This window comes from Pseudomonas koreensis (assembly GCF_036668835.1).
Classification (GTDB): domain Bacteria; phylum Pseudomonadota; class Gammaproteobacteria; order Pseudomonadales; family Pseudomonadaceae; genus Aquipseudomonas; species Aquipseudomonas koreensis_I.
The window spans coordinates 479,768-498,447 of record NZ_JAZEVW010000001.1; the positions used below are offsets into that span (position 1 = coordinate 479,768).

The 18,680-nt window shown below is 61.4% G+C and carries 23 protein-coding genes; 4 read left to right on the plus strand and 19 right to left on the minus strand.

Features of this window, described 5'->3' with window-relative positions:
* The first annotated feature begins 75 nt into the window (after positions 1–75).
* Positions 76–1,074, plus strand: a complete 999-nt coding sequence (locus V6F91_RS02045; RefSeq protein WP_203421245.1) for a sulfate ABC transporter substrate-binding protein — start codon at positions 76–78, stop codon at positions 1,072–1,074.
* Between the two features lie 437 nt (positions 1,075–1,511).
* Positions 1,512–2,696: an MFS transporter gene (locus V6F91_RS02050; RefSeq protein ID WP_332761966.1), complete on the plus strand. Its 1,185-nt coding sequence runs from the start codon at positions 1,512–1,514 to the stop codon at positions 2,694–2,696.
* Positions 2,697–2,765: 69 nt separating this feature from the next.
* Here the strand turns inward: V6F91_RS02050 and V6F91_RS02055 are convergent, their stop codons facing one another.
* The 12 genes from V6F91_RS02055 to ccmA form a co-directional block, all read right to left on the minus strand.
* Positions 2,766–3,170 carry a type II toxin-antitoxin system HicB family antitoxin gene (locus tag V6F91_RS02055; RefSeq protein WP_208938207.1) on the minus strand — a complete coding sequence of 135 codons (405 nt, stop codon included), beginning with the start codon at positions 3,168–3,170 and terminating at the stop codon, positions 2,766–2,768.
* On the minus strand, positions 3,170–3,382 hold the full coding sequence (locus tag V6F91_RS02060; RefSeq protein WP_332761969.1) for a type II toxin-antitoxin system HicA family toxin: 213 nt from the start codon (positions 3,380–3,382) through the stop codon (positions 3,170–3,172). The genes V6F91_RS02055 and V6F91_RS02060 overlap by 1 nt, the downstream gene beginning before the upstream one ends.
* Before the next feature lie 147 nt (positions 3,383–3,529).
* Positions 3,530–3,934, minus strand: a complete 405-nt coding sequence (locus V6F91_RS02065; RefSeq protein ID WP_206414939.1) for a hypothetical protein — start codon at positions 3,932–3,934, stop codon at positions 3,530–3,532.
* 24 nt (positions 3,935–3,958) lie between these two features.
* Complete coding sequence (gene ccmI / locus V6F91_RS02070) at positions 3,959–5,161, minus strand: c-type cytochrome biogenesis protein CcmI (protein ID WP_332761972.1); 1,203 nt, start codon at positions 5,159–5,161, stop codon at positions 3,959–3,961.
* Positions 5,158–5,628, minus strand: a complete 471-nt coding sequence (locus V6F91_RS02075; RefSeq protein ID WP_332761974.1) for a cytochrome c-type biogenesis protein — start codon at positions 5,626–5,628, stop codon at positions 5,158–5,160. The genes ccmI and V6F91_RS02075 overlap by 4 nt, the downstream gene beginning before the upstream one ends.
* Positions 5,625–6,161, minus strand: a complete 537-nt coding sequence (locus V6F91_RS02080) for a DsbE family thiol:disulfide interchange protein (protein WP_332761976.1) — start codon at positions 6,159–6,161, stop codon at positions 5,625–5,627. Before V6F91_RS02080 ends, V6F91_RS02075 begins: the two co-directional genes overlap by 4 nt.
* A complete protein-coding gene (locus V6F91_RS02085) occupies positions 6,158–8,146 on the minus strand; it encodes a heme lyase CcmF/NrfE family subunit (RefSeq protein WP_332761977.1) in 1,989 nt (662 codons plus the stop codon). The genes V6F91_RS02080 and V6F91_RS02085 overlap by 4 nt, the downstream gene beginning before the upstream one ends.
* A 1-nt stretch (position 8,147) precedes the next feature.
* Positions 8,148–8,603, minus strand: a complete 456-nt coding sequence (ccmE, locus tag V6F91_RS02090; RefSeq protein ID WP_332761979.1) for a cytochrome c maturation protein CcmE — start codon at positions 8,601–8,603, stop codon at positions 8,148–8,150.
* Positions 8,600–8,776, minus strand: coding sequence for a heme exporter protein CcmD (gene ccmD, locus V6F91_RS02095; RefSeq protein WP_007939192.1), 177 nt, complete (start codon positions 8,774–8,776; stop codon positions 8,600–8,602). The genes ccmE and ccmD overlap by 4 nt, the downstream gene beginning before the upstream one ends.
* On the minus strand, positions 8,773–9,528 hold the full coding sequence (locus V6F91_RS02100) for a heme ABC transporter permease (protein ID WP_332761985.1): 756 nt from the start codon (positions 9,526–9,528) through the stop codon (positions 8,773–8,775). The genes ccmD and V6F91_RS02100 overlap by 4 nt, the downstream gene beginning before the upstream one ends.
* A gap of 91 nt (positions 9,529–9,619) precedes the next feature.
* Positions 9,620–10,288, minus strand: coding sequence for a heme exporter protein CcmB (ccmB, locus tag V6F91_RS02105; protein ID WP_093103412.1), 669 nt, complete (start codon positions 10,286–10,288; stop codon positions 9,620–9,622).
* Positions 10,285–10,920 carry a cytochrome c biogenesis heme-transporting ATPase CcmA gene (gene ccmA, locus V6F91_RS02110; RefSeq protein ID WP_332761987.1) on the minus strand — a complete coding sequence of 212 codons (636 nt, stop codon included), beginning with the start codon at positions 10,918–10,920 and terminating at the stop codon, positions 10,285–10,287. The genes ccmB and ccmA overlap by 4 nt, the downstream gene beginning before the upstream one ends.
* 197 nt (positions 10,921–11,117) lie before the next feature.
* Here ccmA and V6F91_RS02115 point away from each other — a divergent pair, with 197 nt between their 5' ends.
* Together V6F91_RS02115 and V6F91_RS02120 are read left to right on the plus strand one after the other, a co-directional pair.
* Positions 11,118–12,692: a flagellar hook-length control protein FliK gene (locus V6F91_RS02115; protein WP_332761988.1), complete on the plus strand. Its 1,575-nt coding sequence runs from the start codon at positions 11,118–11,120 to the stop codon at positions 12,690–12,692.
* Entirely contained in the window at positions 12,689–13,018 is a 330-nt protein-coding gene (locus tag V6F91_RS02120) for an EscU/YscU/HrcU family type III secretion system export apparatus switch protein (RefSeq protein WP_186620262.1), read from the plus strand. Before V6F91_RS02115 ends, V6F91_RS02120 begins: the two co-directional genes overlap by 4 nt.
* 128 nt (positions 13,019–13,146) lie before the next feature.
* Here V6F91_RS02120 and V6F91_RS02125 read toward each other — a convergent pair whose 3' ends face one another.
* From V6F91_RS02125 to V6F91_RS02155, 7 genes are all read right to left on the minus strand, one after another.
* Positions 13,147–13,542 carry a DUF2802 domain-containing protein gene (locus tag V6F91_RS02125; protein WP_332761992.1) on the minus strand — a complete coding sequence of 132 codons (396 nt, stop codon included), beginning with the start codon at positions 13,540–13,542 and terminating at the stop codon, positions 13,147–13,149.
* A gap of 1 nt (position 13,543) precedes the next feature.
* Positions 13,544–14,029, minus strand: coding sequence for a chemotaxis protein CheW (locus tag V6F91_RS02130; RefSeq protein WP_090282380.1), 486 nt, complete (start codon positions 14,027–14,029; stop codon positions 13,544–13,546).
* A 90-nt stretch (positions 14,030–14,119) separates the two neighbouring features.
* A complete protein-coding gene (locus tag V6F91_RS02135) occupies positions 14,120–15,061 on the minus strand; it encodes a CheW domain-containing protein (protein ID WP_332761994.1) in 942 nt (313 codons plus the stop codon).
* 2 nt (positions 15,062–15,063) lie between these two features.
* Positions 15,064–15,852, minus strand: a complete 789-nt coding sequence (locus tag V6F91_RS02140; RefSeq protein WP_208938224.1) for a ParA family protein — start codon at positions 15,850–15,852, stop codon at positions 15,064–15,066.
* Positions 15,853–15,895: 43 nt separating this feature from the next.
* Positions 15,896–16,786, minus strand: a complete 891-nt coding sequence (gene motD / locus V6F91_RS02145; RefSeq protein ID WP_042607549.1) for a flagellar motor protein MotD — start codon at positions 16,784–16,786, stop codon at positions 15,896–15,898.
* 15 nt (positions 16,787–16,801) lie between these two features.
* Positions 16,802–17,542: a flagellar motor protein gene (locus tag V6F91_RS02150; protein ID WP_090282377.1), complete on the minus strand. Its 741-nt coding sequence runs from the start codon at positions 17,540–17,542 to the stop codon at positions 16,802–16,804.
* On the minus strand, positions 17,542–18,678 hold the full coding sequence (locus tag V6F91_RS02155; protein ID WP_332762000.1) for a chemotaxis response regulator protein-glutamate methylesterase: 1,137 nt from the start codon (positions 18,676–18,678) through the stop codon (positions 17,542–17,544). The genes V6F91_RS02150 and V6F91_RS02155 overlap by 1 nt, the downstream gene beginning before the upstream one ends.
* Between the last annotated feature and the right edge of the window lie 2 nt (positions 18,679–18,680).

An 18,680-nucleotide genomic window follows, 5' to 3' on the forward strand; every position in this document is an offset into this window, starting at 1 on the left:
ATGCGAGGCCCGTTATAGTCGCTGGCAAATCGCCTCACCTTTGACTCAACACCCCCACAGAACAAGGAATGCGCAGTGAAAAAACTCTTTGGCGCCTCACTTCTCGCCGCCGGCCTGGCCTTGGCCAACATCGCTCAGGCAGCGCCGACGCTGCTCAACGTTTCCTACGACGTGATGCGCGATTTCTACAAGGACTACAACACTGCGTTCCAGAAACACTGGCAGGCCGAGCACAACGAGAACATCACCGTGCAGATGTCTTTCGGCGGTTCGAGCAAGCAAGCGCGCTCGGTGATCGACGGCCTGCCGGCGGATGTCATCACCATGAACATGGCCACCGACATCAACGCCCTCGCCGACAACGGCAAACTGGTGCCGGAGAACTGGGTTACACGTCTGCCGAACAACAGCGCGCCGTTCACTTCGGCCACGGTGTTCATCGTCCGCAAGGGCAACCCGAAAGCCCTGAAAGACTGGCCGGACCTGCTCAAGGACGGCGTGCAGGTGATCGTGCCGAACCCGAAAACCTCGGGCAACGGCCGCTACACCTACCTGTCGGCCTGGGGCTATGTGCTGAAGAACGGCGGTGACGAAAACAAGGCCAAGGACTTCGTCGGCAAGCTGTTCAAGCAAGCGCCGGTGCTCGATACCGGCGGCCGCGCGGCGACCACCACGTTCATGACCAACCAGATCGGCGACGTGCTGGTGACCTTCGAAAACGAGGCGGAAATGATCGCCCGCGAATTTGGTCGCGATCAGTTCGAAGTGGTCTACCCGAGCGTGTCCGCTGAAGCCGAACCGCCGGTGTCGGTGGTAGATAAAGTCGTCGACAAGAAAGGTTCGCGTGCGGCGGCTGACGAATATCTGAAGTACCTGTGGTCGCCTGAAGGCCAGGAAATTGCTGCGGCCAACTACCTGCGCCCACGTGATCCGGCGGTGCTGGCGAAGTACACCGATCGCTTCCCGAAAGTGGATTTCCTTTCGGTGGAGAAGACCTTTGGTGACTGGCGCACGGTGCAGAAGACGCACTTCAATGATGGTGGGGTGTTTGATCAGATTTACACCGGCCAATAAGGCTTGATCTGAAAACATGAGGCGACCCACAGAGGTCGCCTTTTTGTTGAGCCCGAATACCCTCACCCCAGCCCTCTCCCAAAGGGAGAGGGAGCCGACCGAGGGGTCTTGCGTCAGACATCGACCTGAGGGACCGAGTCGATTAAGGATTGGAGCCATTTTTTGGTTCGAACCAATTCCGGATTCACAGAAGCACGTTCAGGTCGGCGAATCTCCCAAGCATCCCCCAATTGTTCCCTCTCCATTTGGGAGAGGGCTAGGGTGAGGGGCTTTATGGCTGGACCAGAAAACTTATGAGCACCGCTCTCGCGACTATCCATGATCAACCGACCAGTCATTACACAACGTAATAAGAGTTATCATCCGAAACTGTCTTCTGCCAACCCGCGTTGTCCATTAGCCTTCACCGCTTTCCCGTGCCCGACCCGAGTATTCCTATGCCCACCACTCATGCAATGACCCGAGGCATGGTGCTGCTGTTCGCCTTCTGCTGCGGCGCCATCGTTGCCAACATCTACTACGCACAACCGATCATCGGCCTGATCGCACCGGACATCGGCCTGTCCGACACCATGGCCAGCTTCATCGTCTCGTTGACGCAGATCGGTTATGCACTGGGCCTGTTCTTCCTGGTGCCGCTGGCCGATCTGCTGGAAAACCGCCGGTTGATGATCGTCACCACCCTAGTGGCAATTGCCAGCCTGCTGGCGGCGGCGTTTACCGATCAGCCGAATGTGTTTTTGCTGATTTCGTTGCTGGTGGGTTTCAGCTCGGTGTCGGTGCAAGTCCTGATTCCGCTGGCGGCGCATCTGGCGCCGGAAGAATCCCGAGGCCGGGTGGTCGGCGGGATCATGGGCGGTTTGTTGCTGGGCATTCTGTTGGCTCGACCGGTGTCGAGCGTGGTCGCCGATCACCTCGGCTGGCGCGCGATGTTCATGATTGCCGCCGGGTTGATGGCCGCGATCAGCGTGGTGCTGGCGCTGACCGTGCCCAAGCGCCAACCGGATCACAGCGCCACCTACGGGCAACTGATCGGCTCGCTGTGGACGTTGCTGCGCCAGCAACCGGTGCTGCGTCAGCGTGCGTTTTATCAGGGTTGCATGTTCGCCACGTTCAGCCTGTTCTGGACCGCCGTGCCGCTGGAGCTGGCGCGCAATCACGGCCTGTCGCAAAGCGAAATCGCGATTTTCGCCCTGGTCGGCGCCATCGGTGCCATCGCGGCGCCGATCAGTGGACGCCTCGCCGACGCCGGTCATACCCGCATCGCCTCGCTGCTGGCCATGCTCTTCGCCAGCCTGAGCTTTCTCCCCGCCTTCATTCACCCGGCCTACAGCGTTATCGGCCTGGCGGTCACTGGCGTAGTGCTGGATTTCTGCGTGCAGATGAACATGGTCCTCGGCCAACGCGCGGTTTACTCGCTGGACGCCAAAAGCCGTGGCCGCCTGAACGCGCTGTACATGACCAGCATCTTCATCGGCGGCGCGTTCGGCTCGTCAGTGGCCAGCGCGGTGTACGAACACGGCGGCTGGGTGTGGATCGTGATTGTCGGCAGCGTGTTTCCACTGTTGGCGCTGTTGCGCTTCTTGAGCGCATCGCAAAAGGGTTCATTGGCAGCGGCGTGAGGCGGCAAAAGCTTCGCGAGCAAGCTCGCTCCCACAGGTCATGCGCTGTGCCTGTGGGAGCGATACAGCTCAATACCGCACCAGTTTCTCCATCGCCGCATCCGCCAGAAACGAGGAGCGGCTTTTGACGTTATGTTCACGCACATAACGGTCGATGCGCTGTATCACATAACCGGGCAGCGTGACGTTGACCTTCTCGGTCTTGCCCAGATACGGCGAGATATCCAGCTCCAGCATGCCCCACCCCATTTCGGCAAAATCCGCATTGCTGCGATGAGCCGACGCCGACGTCGGCAGCGGAATCGGCTCCCCTGCCGCCGCAATCTCCTGCAGCATGATGTGGGCAACTTCAACGGCAGCGTTGTAGGCATCCTCGAACGTGTCCCCCGCCGTCACGGCACCCGGGATATCGGGGATCTGAATACCGATGGCAGTATTTTCATCACCCCACTCAATGCAGATTGGATATTGCATTACGGATCTCCTATATAACGGGCTCGCGGGTTGTACAACCCGGCACGCCGCCTGATGCTCTTGACCGTCCCCAACGGTAAATCCTTTTTCGGATGGGGAACGGGAATCGTGTTCGGGTTGTAACCGTGCTTGAAAATGTGATGACTGCCAGTCACCCGATCCAGCGTCCAGCCTGCGTCTTCAAGCTCCTCGATCAATAACCTGCTCTGCACCCGGCGCCTCCTTGCCTTGGCCTTTCAAAAGTAACCCTAGAGTTATCTTTACTCAAGCACAGGATGGCGTGGAGTGACGGTTGGTTGTTTTACAAGGTGTGATTAAACGCGCAAAAAAAACGGCGATCCAAAGATCGCCGTTTTTCTTCACTGCCCGAACTGCTTGCCCAAGCCCGGTGGCACGCCGTGGATGTCGGTGTCTTCCCATGGGCCGTTGGGGCTGACGGCGCGGCTCCAGCCGTTGTTCCAGCGGTAGTAAGTGCGCTGACGGTAGAATGTGTTGGACTGGTCGTCGAGCACGTAAACGCCGAGTTTCTGGTCCCAGTGGCTGTTGCCGCCCGGTGGCGGGGCGAAGCTGGCTGAGGTGCGGGGTACCGGTTTCGACGGTTTGGCCGGGATGCTCTTGCCCGGAGTCGGTGAGGTCGACGGGGTCGGGCTCGGTTGCGACGGCGGGATCGGCGGCAGGTTGGTGGTCGGTTCCGGTCGTTGGACCGCACATGCACTCAAGCCCAGGGCCAGTGTGAGGACTGTGATACGGGCGATGGTGTGCATGGCGGTGCTTTCCTGTGGTTCCGGTTATTGGTCCGGGCTGTCGATGGTCAGTTTTTGTGGCGCGCTGGTGCTGCTGGCCAGTGGGCCGCTGCGACCGATCCATTCACCGGCAGTGGGTTGGCCGGCCCGGGATATGCGCGCAACCAGTTGGACTTCGGGAAAGTTGGACAGTTTCAACTGCGGCATCATCGCGTCGGCATCGCCCAGTTCGACGGTCACCGGCAGATCAGCCACGGTCAGGCGCTTGGCCGCCAGCGGTGCCGGTGGACCGGAGGTGGCGCGAGCAAAGATGAATACGCTGTCGCCCGGCTGCACTTTGCTTTTGAGTTCGCTGGCCAGATCGACGCTGACTTTCAGCAGCGCGCCTTTCGCCGCTGCAGGGGTCTGCGCGACTGTGCCGCCAGCGGCTTGCAGGCGTTCGGCGGCGCGCTGGATTCCGCCTTGCAGCGCGGCGCGAGAGTTGTCCTCCGGAGGCAGTTGCGCGAGCAGGCGGTTCCAGTAGTCGATGGCTTCCTGATACCGCTCGCCTTCAAACGCAGCGATGCCGAGCAGACCGAGGCTGGTGACTTCTTTCGGATCAGCCTTGAGCGCTTCGTCAGTCAGCGCCTGGATCTTTGCCGACCATTTTTTACCGTCAGCAAAATACTGCGCCTGCGCCCACTGACCGAGCAGCTCGGGTTGGCGACCGGCAAGGCCGGCGGCACGTTCGAACATCTTCGCCGCGTCCGCCGGGCGCTCCTGCGCCATGTACGTACGACCGAGGAAATACAGCCCTTCGGCGGAATCCGGTTGCGCGGCAACCGCACGTTCCAGACGCTGAGTCATCTCTTCCATCGACTGCGGCGCCTGAGCGAATTCGCGGGTCAGCTCGACCTTGTCGGCAGCGCCGAAATGCAAGTACAGGCCCAAGCCCAACAGCGGCACCAGCACGGCCGCGAGCAACGGCAACGGCTTGCCCAGCTTCGACACACGCGGCGCGGCAACGCCTTCGGTATCCGCCAGCAACTCCCGCGCCGCCTCGGCGCGCCCGCTGTCCATTTGCGCAGCGTCGAGTACGCCTTCAGCCTGCTGCGCTTGCAACTCGGCGACACGCTCCTGATACAGGGCAACGTTGAGGGCGGTGCGATCCTCCTCGCGTTGGGCGCGACGACCACGCAACACCGGGATCAACAGAAAACTCAGGGCGACCAGAAGCAACAGCCCTGCGGCAAGCCAGAAATCAATCATTCTTGGGTTTTATCCAACAGTTGGTCGAGGCGCTGACGTTCTTCGATGGACAGCGATGACGGCGTTGCGGCGCGTTGCCCGCGACGCCGGCGGACGATCACCGCGATCACCACGAAACCGCCCAGCAGCAGGCCGGCCGGGCCGAACCAGAGCAGTGCGGTCTTGGCGTTGAGCGCTGGTTTGTAGCGGACGAAATCACCGTAGCGGTCGACCATGAAGTCGATGATCTGCTGGTTGTCCTTGCCCTCGCTGAGCATGCGGAAAATCTCTTTGCGCAGGTCAGCGGCAATCGGTGCGTTGGAGTCGGCGATGTCCTGGTTCTGGCATTTGGGGCAGCGCAATTCCTTGGTCAGCTCGCGGAAACGCTCGCGATCGCCTTCTTTGGCAAATTCGTAGGTGTCGATGGCCGCGTGGGCGACGCCGGCCAGACTCAAGCCCAGCACCACTGCGGCGAGAAAACGCTTCATGGCTTGGCCTCATCGACCAGCGCCTGATATTTGGCCGCGAGTTTTTCGCGCCAGACCTGCTCGTCGATCACCCCAACGAACTTGTCGCGGATGATGCCTTTGGCGTCGATAAAGAAGGTTTCCGGCGCGCCGTAGACACCAAGATTCAAGCCCAGCGAACCCTCGTCGTCACGAATATCCAGCGCATACGGATTGTGAAACTCGGCCAGCCATTTCAACGCGTCGGCGTTGGTGTCCTTGTAGTTGATGCCGTAGATCAACACGCCGCGCTCGGCCAGCTTGTTCAGCACCGGATGTTCGACCCGGCAGGAGATGCACCAGGTACCCCAGACATTGACCAGCGCCGGTTTGCCGAGAATGTCAGCCTTGCTCAAGGTCTTGTCGCCCTGCACGCTCGGCAGGGAAAACTCCGGGAATGGCTTGTTGATCATCGCCGACGGCAGCTCCGCCGGGTCGAGGTACAGCCCGCGATACAGAAACACCGCCACCAACAGGAAAATCGCCAGCGGCACCAACATCAACCAACGTCTCATGCCGCCGCTCCCGTCATGCCAAGCGCTTCGCGCACTTTGCTTTTCACCTTGACCCGATAACGCCGATCCAGCGCCGCCAACAGTCCACCGAAGCCGGTGAGCAGGCCGCCGAACCAGATCCAGCGCACGAACGGTTTGACGTGCACGCGGACCGCCCAGGCGCCGTTATCCAGCGGCTCGCCAAGGGCGACATAAATATCGCGGGTGAAACCGGCGTCGATCCCGGCTTCGGTCATCACCGAGTTCTGCACGGTGTACAAACGTTTTTCCGGGTGCAGCACGCTGATTTCCTTGCCGTCGCGAATCACCCGAACGGTGCCTTTGTCGGAAGTGAAGTTCGGCCCCTCGAAGTGCTTGGCACCGTCGAAAACGAAGTGATAACCGGCCAGGTCCATTGACTCGCCCGGCGCCAGACGCAGGTCGCGTTCGGCACTGTTCTGGCTCGACAACACCACGCCGAGCGCGCACACGGCAATACCGAGGTGAGCGATCTGCATGCCCCAATAGCTGCGGGTCAGCGTCGGCAGGCCTTTGATCAGGCCCTTGTGGCGAGTCTTGTCGAACAGGTCGCGAACACCGGCGAGCAGCACCCACGCCGCCAGCAGGAACGTCGCAATCACCGCCCAGTTGAAATCGCCGTAAGCGACGCCGGCAATCACCGCCAGCGCGACGCTGCCGAGCAACACCGGAGTGAGCATGCTCGCCAGCCATTTCACCGGGGTATCCTTCCAGCGCACGATCACGCCGACCGCCATGACCAGCATCAGCAACGCCATCAGCGGAATGAACAGCGCATTGAAGTACGGCGGGCCGACCGACATCTTCGCGCCGCTGAGGGCATCGAGAATCAGCGGGTACAGCGTGCCGAGCAGGATCATCGAGGCAGCGACGACCAGCACCAGATTGTTGCCCAGCAGCAGGGTTTCCCGCGACCACAGGTTGAAACCGACCTGACTCTTGACCACCGGCGCGCGCAGAGCGAACAGGGTCAGCGAACCACCGACGACGAACAGCAGGAAGATCAGAATGAACACGCCGCGCTCAGGATCGGAAGCGAACGCGTGGACCGACGTCAGTACGCCGGAGCGCACAAGGAACGTGCCCAGCAGACTGAGCGAGAACGCGGCAATTGCCAGCAACACCGTCCAGCTCTTGAACACGCCGCGTTTTTCCGTCACCGCCAGCGAGTGAATCAACGCGGTGCCGACCAGCCATGGCATGAACGAGGCGTTTTCCACCGGGTCCCAGAACCACCAGCCGCCCCAGCCGAGTTCGTAATACGCCCACCACGAACCGAGGGTGATGCCGATCCCGAGGAACGCCCAGGCGACGATGGTCCATGGCCGCGACCAGCGTGCCCAGGCGGCATCGAGACGACCGCCGAGCAATGCCGCGATGGCGAAGGCGAAGGCCACCGAAAACCCGACATAGCCCATATAGAGCATCGGCGGATGCACGATCAGGCCGATGTCCTGCAGCAGCGGATTGAGGTCGCGACCGTCAGCCGGAATCTGCGGCAGGATCCGCGCGAACGGGTTCGACGTCAAAATCAGGAACAGCAAGAAACCGGTGCTGATCATGCCCATCACCGCCAGTACCCGGGCAAGCATGACTTGCGGCAACTGCCGCGAGAACACCGACACGGCGAAGGTCCAGCCGCCGAGAATCAACGCCCACAACAGCAGCGAACCTTCGTGGGCGCCCCACACCGCGCTGAATTTGTAGTACCACGGCAGCGCGCTGTTGGAGTTCATCGCCACATAGGCCACCGAGAAATCATCGGTCATGAACGCGTAGGTGAGGATGCCGAAGGCCAACAGCAGAAAGGCAAACTGGCCCCACGCTGCCGGTTGCGCCAGGCCCATCCACAAACGGTCGCCGCGCCAGGCACCGAGCAACGGCACCACGGCTTGCACCAGAGCAAAACACAGCGCCAGAATCATCGCCAGATGACCCAGCTCAGGAATGAATATCGCCGAGGTCATGTCAGCCCTCCTTCGCAGGGGTTGGCGCGGATTGACCGCTGTCTTTCAGCGCTTTGGTCACTTCTGGCGGCATGTACTTCTCGTCGTGCTTGGCCAGCACTTCATCGGCCACCACCACCCCGTCGGCGTTGAGCTTGCCAAGGGCAACGATGCCCTGCCCTTCGCGGAACAGGTCCGGGAGGATGCCGCGGTAGGCAATGGTCACGGACTTGTTGAAATCGGTGACGACGAATCTGACGTCCAGCGAATCCTTTGAGCGTTGCAGCGAGCCCTTTTCAACCATGCCGCCGGCGCGGATGCGCGTGTCTTGCGGCGCTTCGCCATTGGCGATCTGGGTCGGGGTGTAGAACAGATTGATGTTCTGCTGCAGCGCACTGAGGGCCAGGCCGACGGCAGCGCCGACCCCGACCAAAATGGCCAGAATGATGATCAGACGTTTCTTGCGCAGCGGATTCACTGGCCGTTCTCCCGGCGCAGACGACGCGCCTCTTGTTGCAGATAGCGCTTGCGGGCCAGGATCGGCGCCGCCACGTTGAGGGCCAGCACCGCCAGACAGATGCCGTAGGCCGACCAGACATACAGGCCGTGATGGCCCATGGCGAGGAAGTCGCCGAATGACGCGAAACTCATCGAGCGGCCTCCAGACTGTGCTGCACTTCAGCTTTGACCCAACTGGCGCGGGCTTCGCGCTTGAGCACTTCAAGGCGCATGCGCAGCAACAGCACGGCGCCGAAGAAGCAGTAGAAACCCAGCACCGTCAGCAGCAGCGGCAGCCACATTTCTGCGGGCATCGCCGGTTTTTCGGTGAGGGTGAAGGTCGCGCCCTGGTGCAGGGTGTTCCACCACTCCACCGAGTATTTGATGATAGGAATGTTGATCACGCCGACGATCGCCAGCACCGCGCAGGCCTTGGCGGCGCTGTCACGGTTGCTGATCGCATTGCCCAGCGCAATCACGCCGAAATACAGGAACAGCAGAATCAGCATCGAAGTCAGTCGCGCGTCCCAGACCCACCACGAACCCCAGGTCGGTTTGCCCCAGATCGCCCCGGTAACCAGCGCCACGGCGGTCATCCATGCGCCGATCGGTGCGGCGCATTGCAGGGCGACGTCGGCCAGTTTCATTTTCCACACCAGCCCGACCACGCCACACACCGCCAGCATCACGTAGATCGACTGCGCCAGCATCGCTGCAGGCACGTGGATATAGATGATGCGAAAGCTGTTGCCTTGCTGATAGTCCGGCGGCGCGAAGGCCAGGCCCCAGACGACGCCGACAGCGATCAGCAGCAACGCGGCGATGCTCAGCCACGGCAGCAACTTGCTGCTGATGCCGTAAAACCATTTGGGCGAGCCGAGCTTGTGAAACCAGGTCCAGTTCATGTTGTTTCCATCACGGGTGCCGCTCCTCGATGTGAGCTGGCGCGGGTCATTCTTTTTGACAAAGTGGTTAAATTTTAACCAGACCTCATTATTATTCGCCGACGCTGATCTTCAGGCCAGCCGCTATTGCAAACGGTGTCAGGGTGATTGCCAGGGCGGTCAGGCTACCCAGCCACAGCAGATACCCGGTCGCCGGCATACCTTGCAAGGCGGCCTGCAAGGCGCCACTGCCGAGGATCAACACCGGGATGTACAACGGCAGAATCAGCAGCGCCAGCAACAGGCCGCCGCGTTTCAACCCCACCGTCAACGCCGCGCCCACCGCGCCGAGCAAGCTCAGTACCGGTGTGCCCAGCAGCAACGACAACAGCAACACCGGCAGGCAAGCGGTCGGCAAACCGAGCATCAGCGCCAGCAACGGCGAGAGCAGCACCAGTGCCAGACCGGAGAAAAGCCAGTGTGCCAGCACCTTGGCCAGGACCAGAAGTGGCAGCGGGTGCGACGAAAGGACCCACTGTTCCAGCGAGCCGTCTTCGAAGTCACTGCGGAACAGGCCGTCCAGCGACAGCAGGACCGACAACAACGCCGCCACCCAGACTAACCCCGGGGACAGGTTTTGCAAGACCTGAGTTTCCGGGCCGACGGCCAGCGGGAACAACGCAATGACGATGGCGAAGAAAATCAGCGGATTGGCCAGCTCCGCCGGACGGCGAAACAGCAGTCGGGACTCACGCGCTAGCAGCAGACCGAACACACTCATACGGCCCACTTCCCCAGATCGATATCGCGATAACCGGCCGGCATCCGGCTCAGCGAGTGGTGCGTGGTCAGTACCACCAGACCTCCGCGCTCGCAGTGCCCGGCCAGGTGTTCTTCAAGTTGCGCAACGCCTTGTTTGTCGAGCGCGGTGAACGGCTCATCGAGAATCCACAGCAACGGGCTGTCCAGATACAACCGCGCCAATGCCACACGACGCTGCTGGCCGGCCGACAGGTTGTGGCAGGGAACATCTTCGAAACCGCGTAATCCTACCGCTGCCAGTGCTTGCCAGATCGCCTCGCGGTCGGCGGGCTGATGCAGGGCGCAGAGCCAGGACAGATTTTCTTCCGGGGTCAGCAAATCCTTGATCCCGGCAGCGTGGCCGATCCACAACAGGTTGCGGGCGAGTTCATGGCGTTGCTCGGTCAATGGCTGACCGTTGAGCAGGACCTGGCCGTCAGTCGGTTGCATCAGACCGGCCAGCAGACGTAAAAGACTGGTTTTACCGCTGCCGTTGGGACCGCTGATCTGCACCATATCGCCACCGCCCAGGCGCAATTCGAAGTTCTCGAAGAGCAGCCGCAGATCACGTTCACACGCCAGGGCAATGGTTTGCAGGACAGGACTGGTCAAGGGATCACGGGCCTTATACGGTTCAAGTCGGCTCTGGCGCGGCCGTTAAAGAGAGGCAGCATAGATGCATTGAAGGCTCGAACTGGCGAGCTGGATCAAACAATTGCTATGTTTTTTCAACGAAGCGCACGACGCGCGGCATTATACATGCCGTGCCTTACTCTCAAGAGCGCTATTTCCTCAGGTTGTGTCCGCGTATGACAGGCGAAATCAACATCCTCCCGCTGCCGCCCGCCTCTGCGGCGACGGTGCGCCCGCAGGTCGGCGAACTGCTCAAGCTGCTGACTCCGGTTGAAGGCTTGATCGGCAGTGGACAAAGCGCCAAGGCCGAGGTGTTGTCGCTCAAGCAGGCCGATCAAACCTTTGAATTGCTGCTCAAGGTGACCGTCGATGGCGGCCGTCAGACCACCGTGCAAGCGACCAGCAGTCTGCCGCTGCCCCAAGGCACCAACCTGGCGATCACCCAGCCCTCGGCGGGTAATCTGGCGATCACCGTGCAGCAGGCGATTGCCAGCAATGTTGCCGCCCTCACCCGCCTGGATACCGCGCAACTGCCGGTCGGCACGCTGCTGCAGGGCAAGGTGCTGACCTCACAGGTTCTGCCGCAGACGCCGGGACAAGCGACGGTGTTTCGCTCGATGGTCAGCCTGCTCAACACCGCATTGAGCGGCAGCACGTTGACCATCGACAGCCCGCAACCGCTGCGCATCGGCACGCTGCTTTCAGCCATCGTCGAAGACACGCAAACCCTGAAATTCTTGCCGCTGAGCAGCCGTCAGGAACAACTGGCCGTCAGCCAGCAACTGCTCGGCCAGCAAAGTCGCCAGGCCTCGTTGAGTGGCCTGTTGAATGCGCTGCAAAACCTGCCGCCGGCCACCGATCAGACGTCAGCGGATTTACGTGCCTTGGTCGACAAGCTGCTCGCCAGCCTGCCGGACGTACAGCAAATGAGTACCGCCAAAGGTGTCGCACTGGCCCTGGCCAACAGCGGCGTATTCCTCGAAACCAAAATGCTGACCGGGCAAACCCCGACCCTCGCGCCGGACATGAAAGCCGATCTGCTCAAGCTGATCGCGCAACTGACGCCGGGCCTGCCGAGCAGTACCAGTTTCAACGCGATCATTGCCGCCAACACCCTGGCGCAAGCGCTACCGAGTTTCGTGCGCAACGCCCTGGGCATGCTCGGCCAGGTCAGCGCCAAACCCGTGCCGAGCAGTTTTCCATTGCCCGAGCGTTTGCTGCAAAGCCAGGACGGCGAAGGCGATCTGGAGCAGTTGCTGCGCCTCGCTGCCGCCGCGGTATCGCGCCTGCAAAGCCATCAGCTGTCGAGCCTGGAACAGACCGGCGTCACCGACGACGGGCGCTTGCTCAGCACCTGGCAACTGGAAATCCCCATGCGCAACCTGCAGGACATCGTGCCGTTGCAGGTCAAGTTCCAGCGCGAAGAAGCGCCGGAACGCGAGCCGCAAGCAAACGAGCGCCGCGACGAGCGCGAACCCAGACAGCAACTGTGGCGCGTCGATCTGGCCTTCGACATGGAACCGCTCGGGCCCTTGCAGATTCAGGCGCAACTGGTGGCCGGCAGCCTGTCCGGGCAACTCTGGGCCGAGCGGCCGTACACGGCCGACCTGATCGAAAACAACCTGTTCGCCTTGCGCCAGCGCCTGCTCGATCGCGGGCTGAATGTCGGCGACATCGACTGCCACCACGGCACCCCGCCGCAAGGTAACCAAACCCGCCTCGAACACCGCTGGGTCGACGAAACCGCATGAACGATTCCACTGCCCCACGCCAGGCCATCGCCCTCAAATACGACGGCAACCACGCCCCGACCCTCACCGCCAAGGGTGACGAAGAACTGGCCGAAGAGATTCTGCGCATCGCCCGCGATTGCGACGTACCGATTTACGAGAATGCCGAATTGGTGCGCCTGCTGGCGCGCATGGAACTGGGCGACAGCATCCCCGAAGAGCTCTACCGCACGATCGCCGAGATCATCGCGTTTGCGTGGAATCTGAAAGGAAAATTTCCCGAGGGACACGACCCGGACGCGCCGATGGTCGAGAAGGACATCACCGCACGCGGGGATGATTATTGAGGTTTCAAAGACGCCTTCGCGAGCAGGCCCGCTCCCACATTAGATCGGTGTACGCCGAACCAATGTGGAAGCGAGCCTGCTCGCAAATAGCGCTTTTGATCTTGCTTGCCGCTTGAAGCTAGAAGCTCCTAGCTGCCCTTGTGCAACTTACGCATCAACTCCGCCTCAGCCTGGGTCAACCCGCAGGACTGAGTCAGTTCATCAACACTCGCACCCATGCCCACCAGTTTCGCCGCTTGGGCGAACGACAGGCTCGACGGGTCGCGCTGTTCCAGGGCAACGATTTTGTCCGGCAACGGGCTGACCACCGCGCGCAGTTCGTGCAGGGCTTCGCCCATGCGCACGTTGCCATTCTGGTAGTCGTCGACACGCTTGGCCAGGTCTTTGATGCGCTGATCACGCAGCGCATCGCCCTCGGCCTGCTGCGCAGCGATCACCCGCTGCGCCTTGATGTACGAGACGAACATCGCCAGCGTGCCTGCCCAGAACAGGAACAGGACAATGACTGCAACCTCGAGAATCAAATCAGATGCTCTCCAGTTCCGACCACTCTTCTTCGCTCATCATCTTGTCCAGCTCGACCAGGATCAGCAACTCGTTGTTCTTGTTGCACACGCCCTGGATGAACTTGGCCGATTCTTCGTTACCGACGTTCGGTGCGGTTTCGATTTCCGACTGACGCAAGTAAACCACTTCGGCCACGCTGTCGACCATGATCCCGACCACCTGCTTGTCGGCTTCGATGATGACGATACGGGTGTTGTCGCTGATCTCACCGGTGCTCAGGCCGAAGCGCTGACGGGTGTCGATCACGGTGACCACGTTACCGCGCAGGTTGATGATGCCCAGCACGTAGCTTGGCGCACCCGGCACTGGCGCGATCTCGGTGTAGCGCAACACTTCCTGCACGCGCATCACGTTGATGCCGTAGGTTTCGTTATCCAGTTTGAAGGTCACCCATTGCAGGATCGGATCTTCAGAACCTTTTGCATTCGACGCCTGACTACTCATACCCTGACCCCTCGAAAAAACCGCCCCGGGCGGTGTGTGTTCTGTGTGGTGGCATTGAACAATGCCATCGCCTGATAGTTATGTCGGCTGCTAAGTCGGTTTATGTAGCGGCTTGTTGCCGCTCATGTGCTTTGCTCCGCCACTGGCGATCAACTCGGCCAGCGCGGAGACATCAAGCAATGCACACATGTGCTCGATCACGGTGCCGGCGAGCCATGGCCGCTGACCCCGGTGACTTCTCCATTTGATTTCATTCGGGTCCAGGCGCAACGAGCGGCTGACCTGATGCACCGCCAGGCCCCACTCGTAACCCTGTACCGAAATCACGTACTGCAAGCCCTGGCGGAAATCATCGCGGTAGCGATCCGGCATGACCCAGCGCGCGGTGTCGAGCACCTTCAGGTTGCCGGCCTGGCTCGGCAGAATCCCGAGGAACCATTCCGGCTGACCGAACAGTGGTGTCAGCTCTTGGCCGGCCAGCGAGTAGATCGAACCGAGGCACACCAGCGGGACCGCCAAGGTCAGCCCGGCGACGTCGAACAGCAGGCATTCGAAGGCTTCGGCAGCCCACGCCGGGCGCCCGTCGGCTTCCACTGGCGGCGGTGGGTTGTTCGGCGGCAGGTGCACTTCGACCAGCGGCGGCACCAGCACCTGTGGATCTTCTGGTTCTTCGACAACCGGGGCCGGCGCAGGGATTTGCGGCTCCGGTACTTTCAGTAATTGGGTTTGCAGCAGCGGCATCAGGGTCGAAACCACGGCGCGCGGCTCTTCGAGCAAGGCCACCGGTGCCTTGGCCACTGGCGCGACAACCGGCGCGGCGGCAGGTCGGGCGGCTTTCTGCGCATCGCGCGCCTGCTCTTCGAGCACCGCGGCCTGGAACTCGTCCATCACCTCCGTGCTTTCGACGGTTTCAGCCTGCGCCTGTTGCGCAACGGGCGACGCCAACTCTTCGGGCACGTCGAGCAGCAAGTCTTCCAGATAGGACTGCAAGGCCCGTTGCGGACGTGAAGTGAGTTTGACCGGGCGATTCATGTTCACGCCACCTGCGCAACAAGTTGTTGCGCGAGCAGGTGCTTGAGCAACGCGCGATAGGCGAGCACGCCACGGCTCTTGCCGTCGAACTGCGAAGGCGTGACACCGGCGCGGCTGGCGTCGCGCAGACGCGTGTCGACCGGGATGTAACCCTGCCAGATCTCCTCGGGGAATTTGTCACGCAGCACACGCAAGGTGTGCATAGAGGCTTGCGTGCGACGGTCGAACAAGGTCGGCACGATGCTGAACGGCAGCGCCTGTTTGCGCGAGCGGTTGATCATCGCCAGGGTGTTGACCATGCGCTCCAGGCCTTTGACGGCCAGGTGCTCGGTTTGCACCGGGATCACCAGTTGCTGGCTCGCCGCGAGGGCGTTGACCATCAACACGCCGAGCAACGGCGGGCTGTCGATGATCGCGTAATCGAAGTCCTGCCACAGCTGCGCCAGACTCTTGGCGATCACCAGGCCGAGGCCACTTTGCCCCGGCGACTGGCGCTCAAGGGTGGCCAGTGCGGTGCTGGACGGCAACAGCGAAATGCGTTCGTCGCTGGTCGACAGCAGCAACTGCCCTGGCAGGCCTTGCGGCACGCTGCCCTTGTGCAGAAACAGGTCGTAGTTGCTGTGTTCCAGACTGTCGGGATCGTAGCCGAAATAGCTGGTCATCGAGCCGTGCGGGTCGAGATCGACCACAACCACGCGCTTGCCCGCCTCGGCCAGCAACCCGGCTAAAGCGATGGAAGATGTGGTTTTACCGACACCACCCTTTTGATTGGCGACTGCCCAGACTCTCATTCAGTTCGTTCCTCCCGGCCGATTGGCTCGGCCGAGACATGTTTCAGCGTGTTAATGCGGGCGACGGAGAATTGACGGCACTCTCGCGTCCCGGCGTCTTGACCGGGGTCGGTGCAGTTTGTGTGCCAGCCCGCTTGAGTGCCGCATCCGGTTGCGCATTCGCCGTCCCGGTGCCGGTCAGGCTGCGGCGCACATCAAGATTGCGCGACACCACCAGCACCACGCGACGGTTCTTCGCACGGCCTTCGACGGTGGCATTGTTGGCCACCGGCTGAAACTCACCGTAGCCCACCGAAGCGAGCCGACCGGGATTTACGCCCTGCATCGCCAGCATGCGTACGATGCTCGCCGAACGCGCCGAAGACAGCTCCCAGTTGGTCGGGTATTGCGCGGTGCGGATCGGTTGATCGTCAGTGAAACCTTCGACGTGGATCGGGTTGTCGAACGGTTTCAGAATCGCCGCAACCTTGTCGATGATGTTGAACGCGATGTCACTTGGCATCGCATCACCGCTGCCGAACAGCAAGCTGGAGTTGAGTTCGATCTCAACCCACAGTTCGTTGCCGCGCACGGTCATCTGATTGGAGCTGATCAAGTCACCGAACGCGGCGCTGATGTCATCGGCGATGCTCTTCAGCGGATCGCTGGCGCCAGCGATACCGGCGTCGACCTGCTCGGCATCCTTGACCAGCGGCTTGGCCGGGGTCACGGTTTTCGGCCGCTCGTCGCCGATCGGAATCGGTTTGAGCGAGCGATCGGAGTCAGTAAACACCCCGATCAGCGCTTCGGAAATGACTTTGTACTTGCCTTCGTTGATCGACGAGATCGAGTACATCACCACGAAGAACGCGAACAGCAATGTGATGAAGTCGGCGTAAGACACGAGCCAGCGCTCGTGGTTAACGTGTTCTTCCTGGTGCCTGCGACGAGCCATAGTCCATTTCCCCCATCAATCCATGAAGCCCTGAAGCTTCAACTCGATAGAGCGCGGGTTTTCACCTTCGGCGATCGACAGGATTCCTTCCAGCAACATTTCGCGATAACGCGACTGCCGCAATGCGATTGACTTCAGCTTGGCCGCCACCGGCAACAGGATCAGGTTGGCACTGGCCACGCCATAGATCGTTGCGACGAATGCCACGGCAATGCCGTTGCCCAGCTGCGACGGATCGGCCAGGTTGCCCATGACGTGAATCAGGCCCATGACCGCACCGATGATGCCGATGGTCGGCGCGTAGCCGCCCATGCTTTCAAAGACCTTGGCCGCTTCGATATCACGGGATTCCTGAGTGTAGAAATCCACTTCGAGAATGCTGCGAATGGCTTCCGGCTCGGCACCGTCAACCAACAATTGCAGGCCTTTACGCGAGTACGCGTCGGGTTCGGCATCGGCGACGCCTTCGAGCCCGAGCAAGCCCTCCTTGCGCGCGGTAAGGCTCCAGTTGACCACGCGGTCGATGCCGCCGGCCAAGTCGACGCGCGGCGGGAAGAAGATCCACGCCAGAATCTGCATGGCGCGTTTGAACGCGCTCATGGGCGATTGCAGCAGCGCCGCGCCGACGGTACCGCCGAGCACGATCAGTGCCGCCGGACCGTTGGCGAGCGCGCCGAGGTGGCCACCTTCAAGGTAGTTGCCGCCGATGATGGCGACAAACGCCATGATCAGGCCGATAAGGCTGAGAACATCCATCAGAGACACGCCTCGACGATGTGTTTACCCATGTCATCGAGGCTGTACACCGCGTCGGCCAGATCAGCTTTGACGATGGCCATTGGCATGCCGTAAATCACGCAGCTGGCCTCGTCCTGCGCCCACACCGCGCTGCCGCCCTGCTTGAGCAGACGCGCGCCTTCACGGCCGTCGGCGCCCATGCCGGTCAGCACCACTGCCAACACTTTGTCGCCGTAGGATTTCGCCGCCGAGCCGAAAGTAATGTCGACACAAGGCTTGTAGTTCAGACGCTCATCGCCCGGGAGGATTTTCACCGAGCCACGGCCGTCGATCATCATTTGCTTGCCACCCGGCGCCAGTAACGCCAGGCCCGGACGCAGGATGTCGCCATCCTCGGCTTCCTTGACGCTAATGCGGCAGAGCTTGTCGAGACGCTCGGCAAATGCCTTGGTGAACGCCGCCGGCATGTGCTGGATCAACACGATCGGCGCCGGAAAGTTGGCCGGCAATTGCGTAAGCACGCGTTGCAAGGCTACCGGGCCGCCGGTCGATGTCCCGATGGCAAGCAGTTTGTAGGCTTTGCGTTTTGGTGCTGCCGACGCAGCGCTGGCAGCGGATGCACGAGCAGGCGCAGGAGCCGGACGCGCCGGAACAGGGCTGCTGTGGCTGCTGTAGCTCGACGCAGTCGAAGCAGGCGCAGGCGTCGGTGCTGGCGCAGCGGCAGGCGCCGGGGCGCTGTAGGCACTGAAGCGACGGTTGCTGCGCGAAATGCTGTGAACCTTCTCGCACAGCAGTTGCTTGACCTTCTCGGGATTGCGCGAGATGTCTTCGAAATTCTTCGGCAGGAAATCCACCGCACCGGCATCCAGCGCATCAAGGGTCACCCGCGCGCCTTCGTGAGTCAGCGAGGAGAACATCAACACCGGGGTCGGGCAGCGCTGCATGATGTGCCGCACCGCCGTGATGCCGTCCATCATCGGCATCTCGTAGTCCATGGTGATCACGTCCGGCTTGAGCGCCAGCGCCTGATCGATCGCCTCTTTACCGTTGGTTGCGGTGCCGACCACCTGGATGCTCGGGTCCGCTGAAAGAATTTCCGAGACGCGGCGGCGGAAAAACCCCGAATCGTCCACCACCAGGACTTTGACTGCCATAA

Excerpts from the sequence above, each read along its gene's own strand:
- V6F91_RS02050 (WP_332761966.1), top strand. The coding sequence starts at position 1,512 with ATGCCCACCACTCATGCAATGACCCGAGGCATGGTGCTGCTGTTCGCC.
- V6F91_RS02055 (WP_208938207.1), bottom strand. The coding sequence starts at position 3,170 with ATGCAATATCCAATCTGCATTGAGTGGGGTGATGAAAATACTGCCATC.
- V6F91_RS02065 (WP_206414939.1), bottom strand. The coding sequence starts at position 3,934 with ATGCACACCATCGCCCGTATCACAGTCCTCACACTGGCCCTGGGCTTG.
- ccmI (WP_332761972.1), bottom strand. The coding sequence starts at position 5,161 with ATGATTGATTTCTGGCTTGCCGCAGGGCTGTTGCTTCTGGTCGCCCTG.
- V6F91_RS02075 (WP_332761974.1), bottom strand. The coding sequence starts at position 5,628 with ATGAAGCGTTTTCTCGCCGCAGTGGTGCTGGGCTTGAGTCTGGCCGGC.
- V6F91_RS02080 (WP_332761976.1), bottom strand. The coding sequence starts at position 6,161 with ATGAGACGTTGGTTGATGTTGGTGCCGCTGGCGATTTTCCTGTTGGTG.
- V6F91_RS02085 (WP_332761977.1), bottom strand. The coding sequence starts at position 8,146 with ATGACCTCGGCGATATTCATTCCTGAGCTGGGTCATCTGGCGATGATT.
- ccmD (WP_007939192.1), bottom strand. The coding sequence starts at position 8,776 with ATGAGTTTCGCGTCATTCGGCGACTTCCTCGCCATGGGCCATCACGGC.
- V6F91_RS02100 (WP_332761985.1), bottom strand. The coding sequence starts at position 9,528 with ATGAACTGGACCTGGTTTCACAAGCTCGGCTCGCCCAAATGGTTTTAC.
- ccmB (WP_093103412.1), bottom strand. The coding sequence starts at position 10,288 with ATGAGTGTGTTCGGTCTGCTGCTAGCGCGTGAGTCCCGACTGCTGTTT.
- V6F91_RS02115 (WP_332761988.1), top strand. The coding sequence starts at position 11,118 with ATGACAGGCGAAATCAACATCCTCCCGCTGCCGCCCGCCTCTGCGGCG.
- V6F91_RS02120 (WP_186620262.1), top strand. The coding sequence starts at position 12,689 with ATGAACGATTCCACTGCCCCACGCCAGGCCATCGCCCTCAAATACGAC.
- V6F91_RS02130 (WP_090282380.1), bottom strand. The coding sequence starts at position 14,029 with ATGAGTAGTCAGGCGTCGAATGCAAAAGGTTCTGAAGATCCGATCCTG.
- V6F91_RS02135 (WP_332761994.1), bottom strand. The coding sequence starts at position 15,061 with ATGAATCGCCCGGTCAAACTCACTTCACGTCCGCAACGGGCCTTGCAG.
- V6F91_RS02140 (WP_208938224.1), bottom strand. The coding sequence starts at position 15,852 with ATGAGAGTCTGGGCAGTCGCCAATCAAAAGGGTGGTGTCGGTAAAACC.
- motD (WP_042607549.1), bottom strand. The coding sequence starts at position 16,786 with ATGGCTCGTCGCAGGCACCAGGAAGAACACGTTAACCACGAGCGCTGG.
- V6F91_RS02150 (WP_090282377.1), bottom strand. The coding sequence starts at position 17,542 with ATGGATGTTCTCAGCCTTATCGGCCTGATCATGGCGTTTGTCGCCATC.
- V6F91_RS02155 (WP_332762000.1), bottom strand. The coding sequence starts at position 18,678 with ATGGCAGTCAAAGTCCTGGTGGTGGACGATTCGGGGTTTTTCCGCCGC.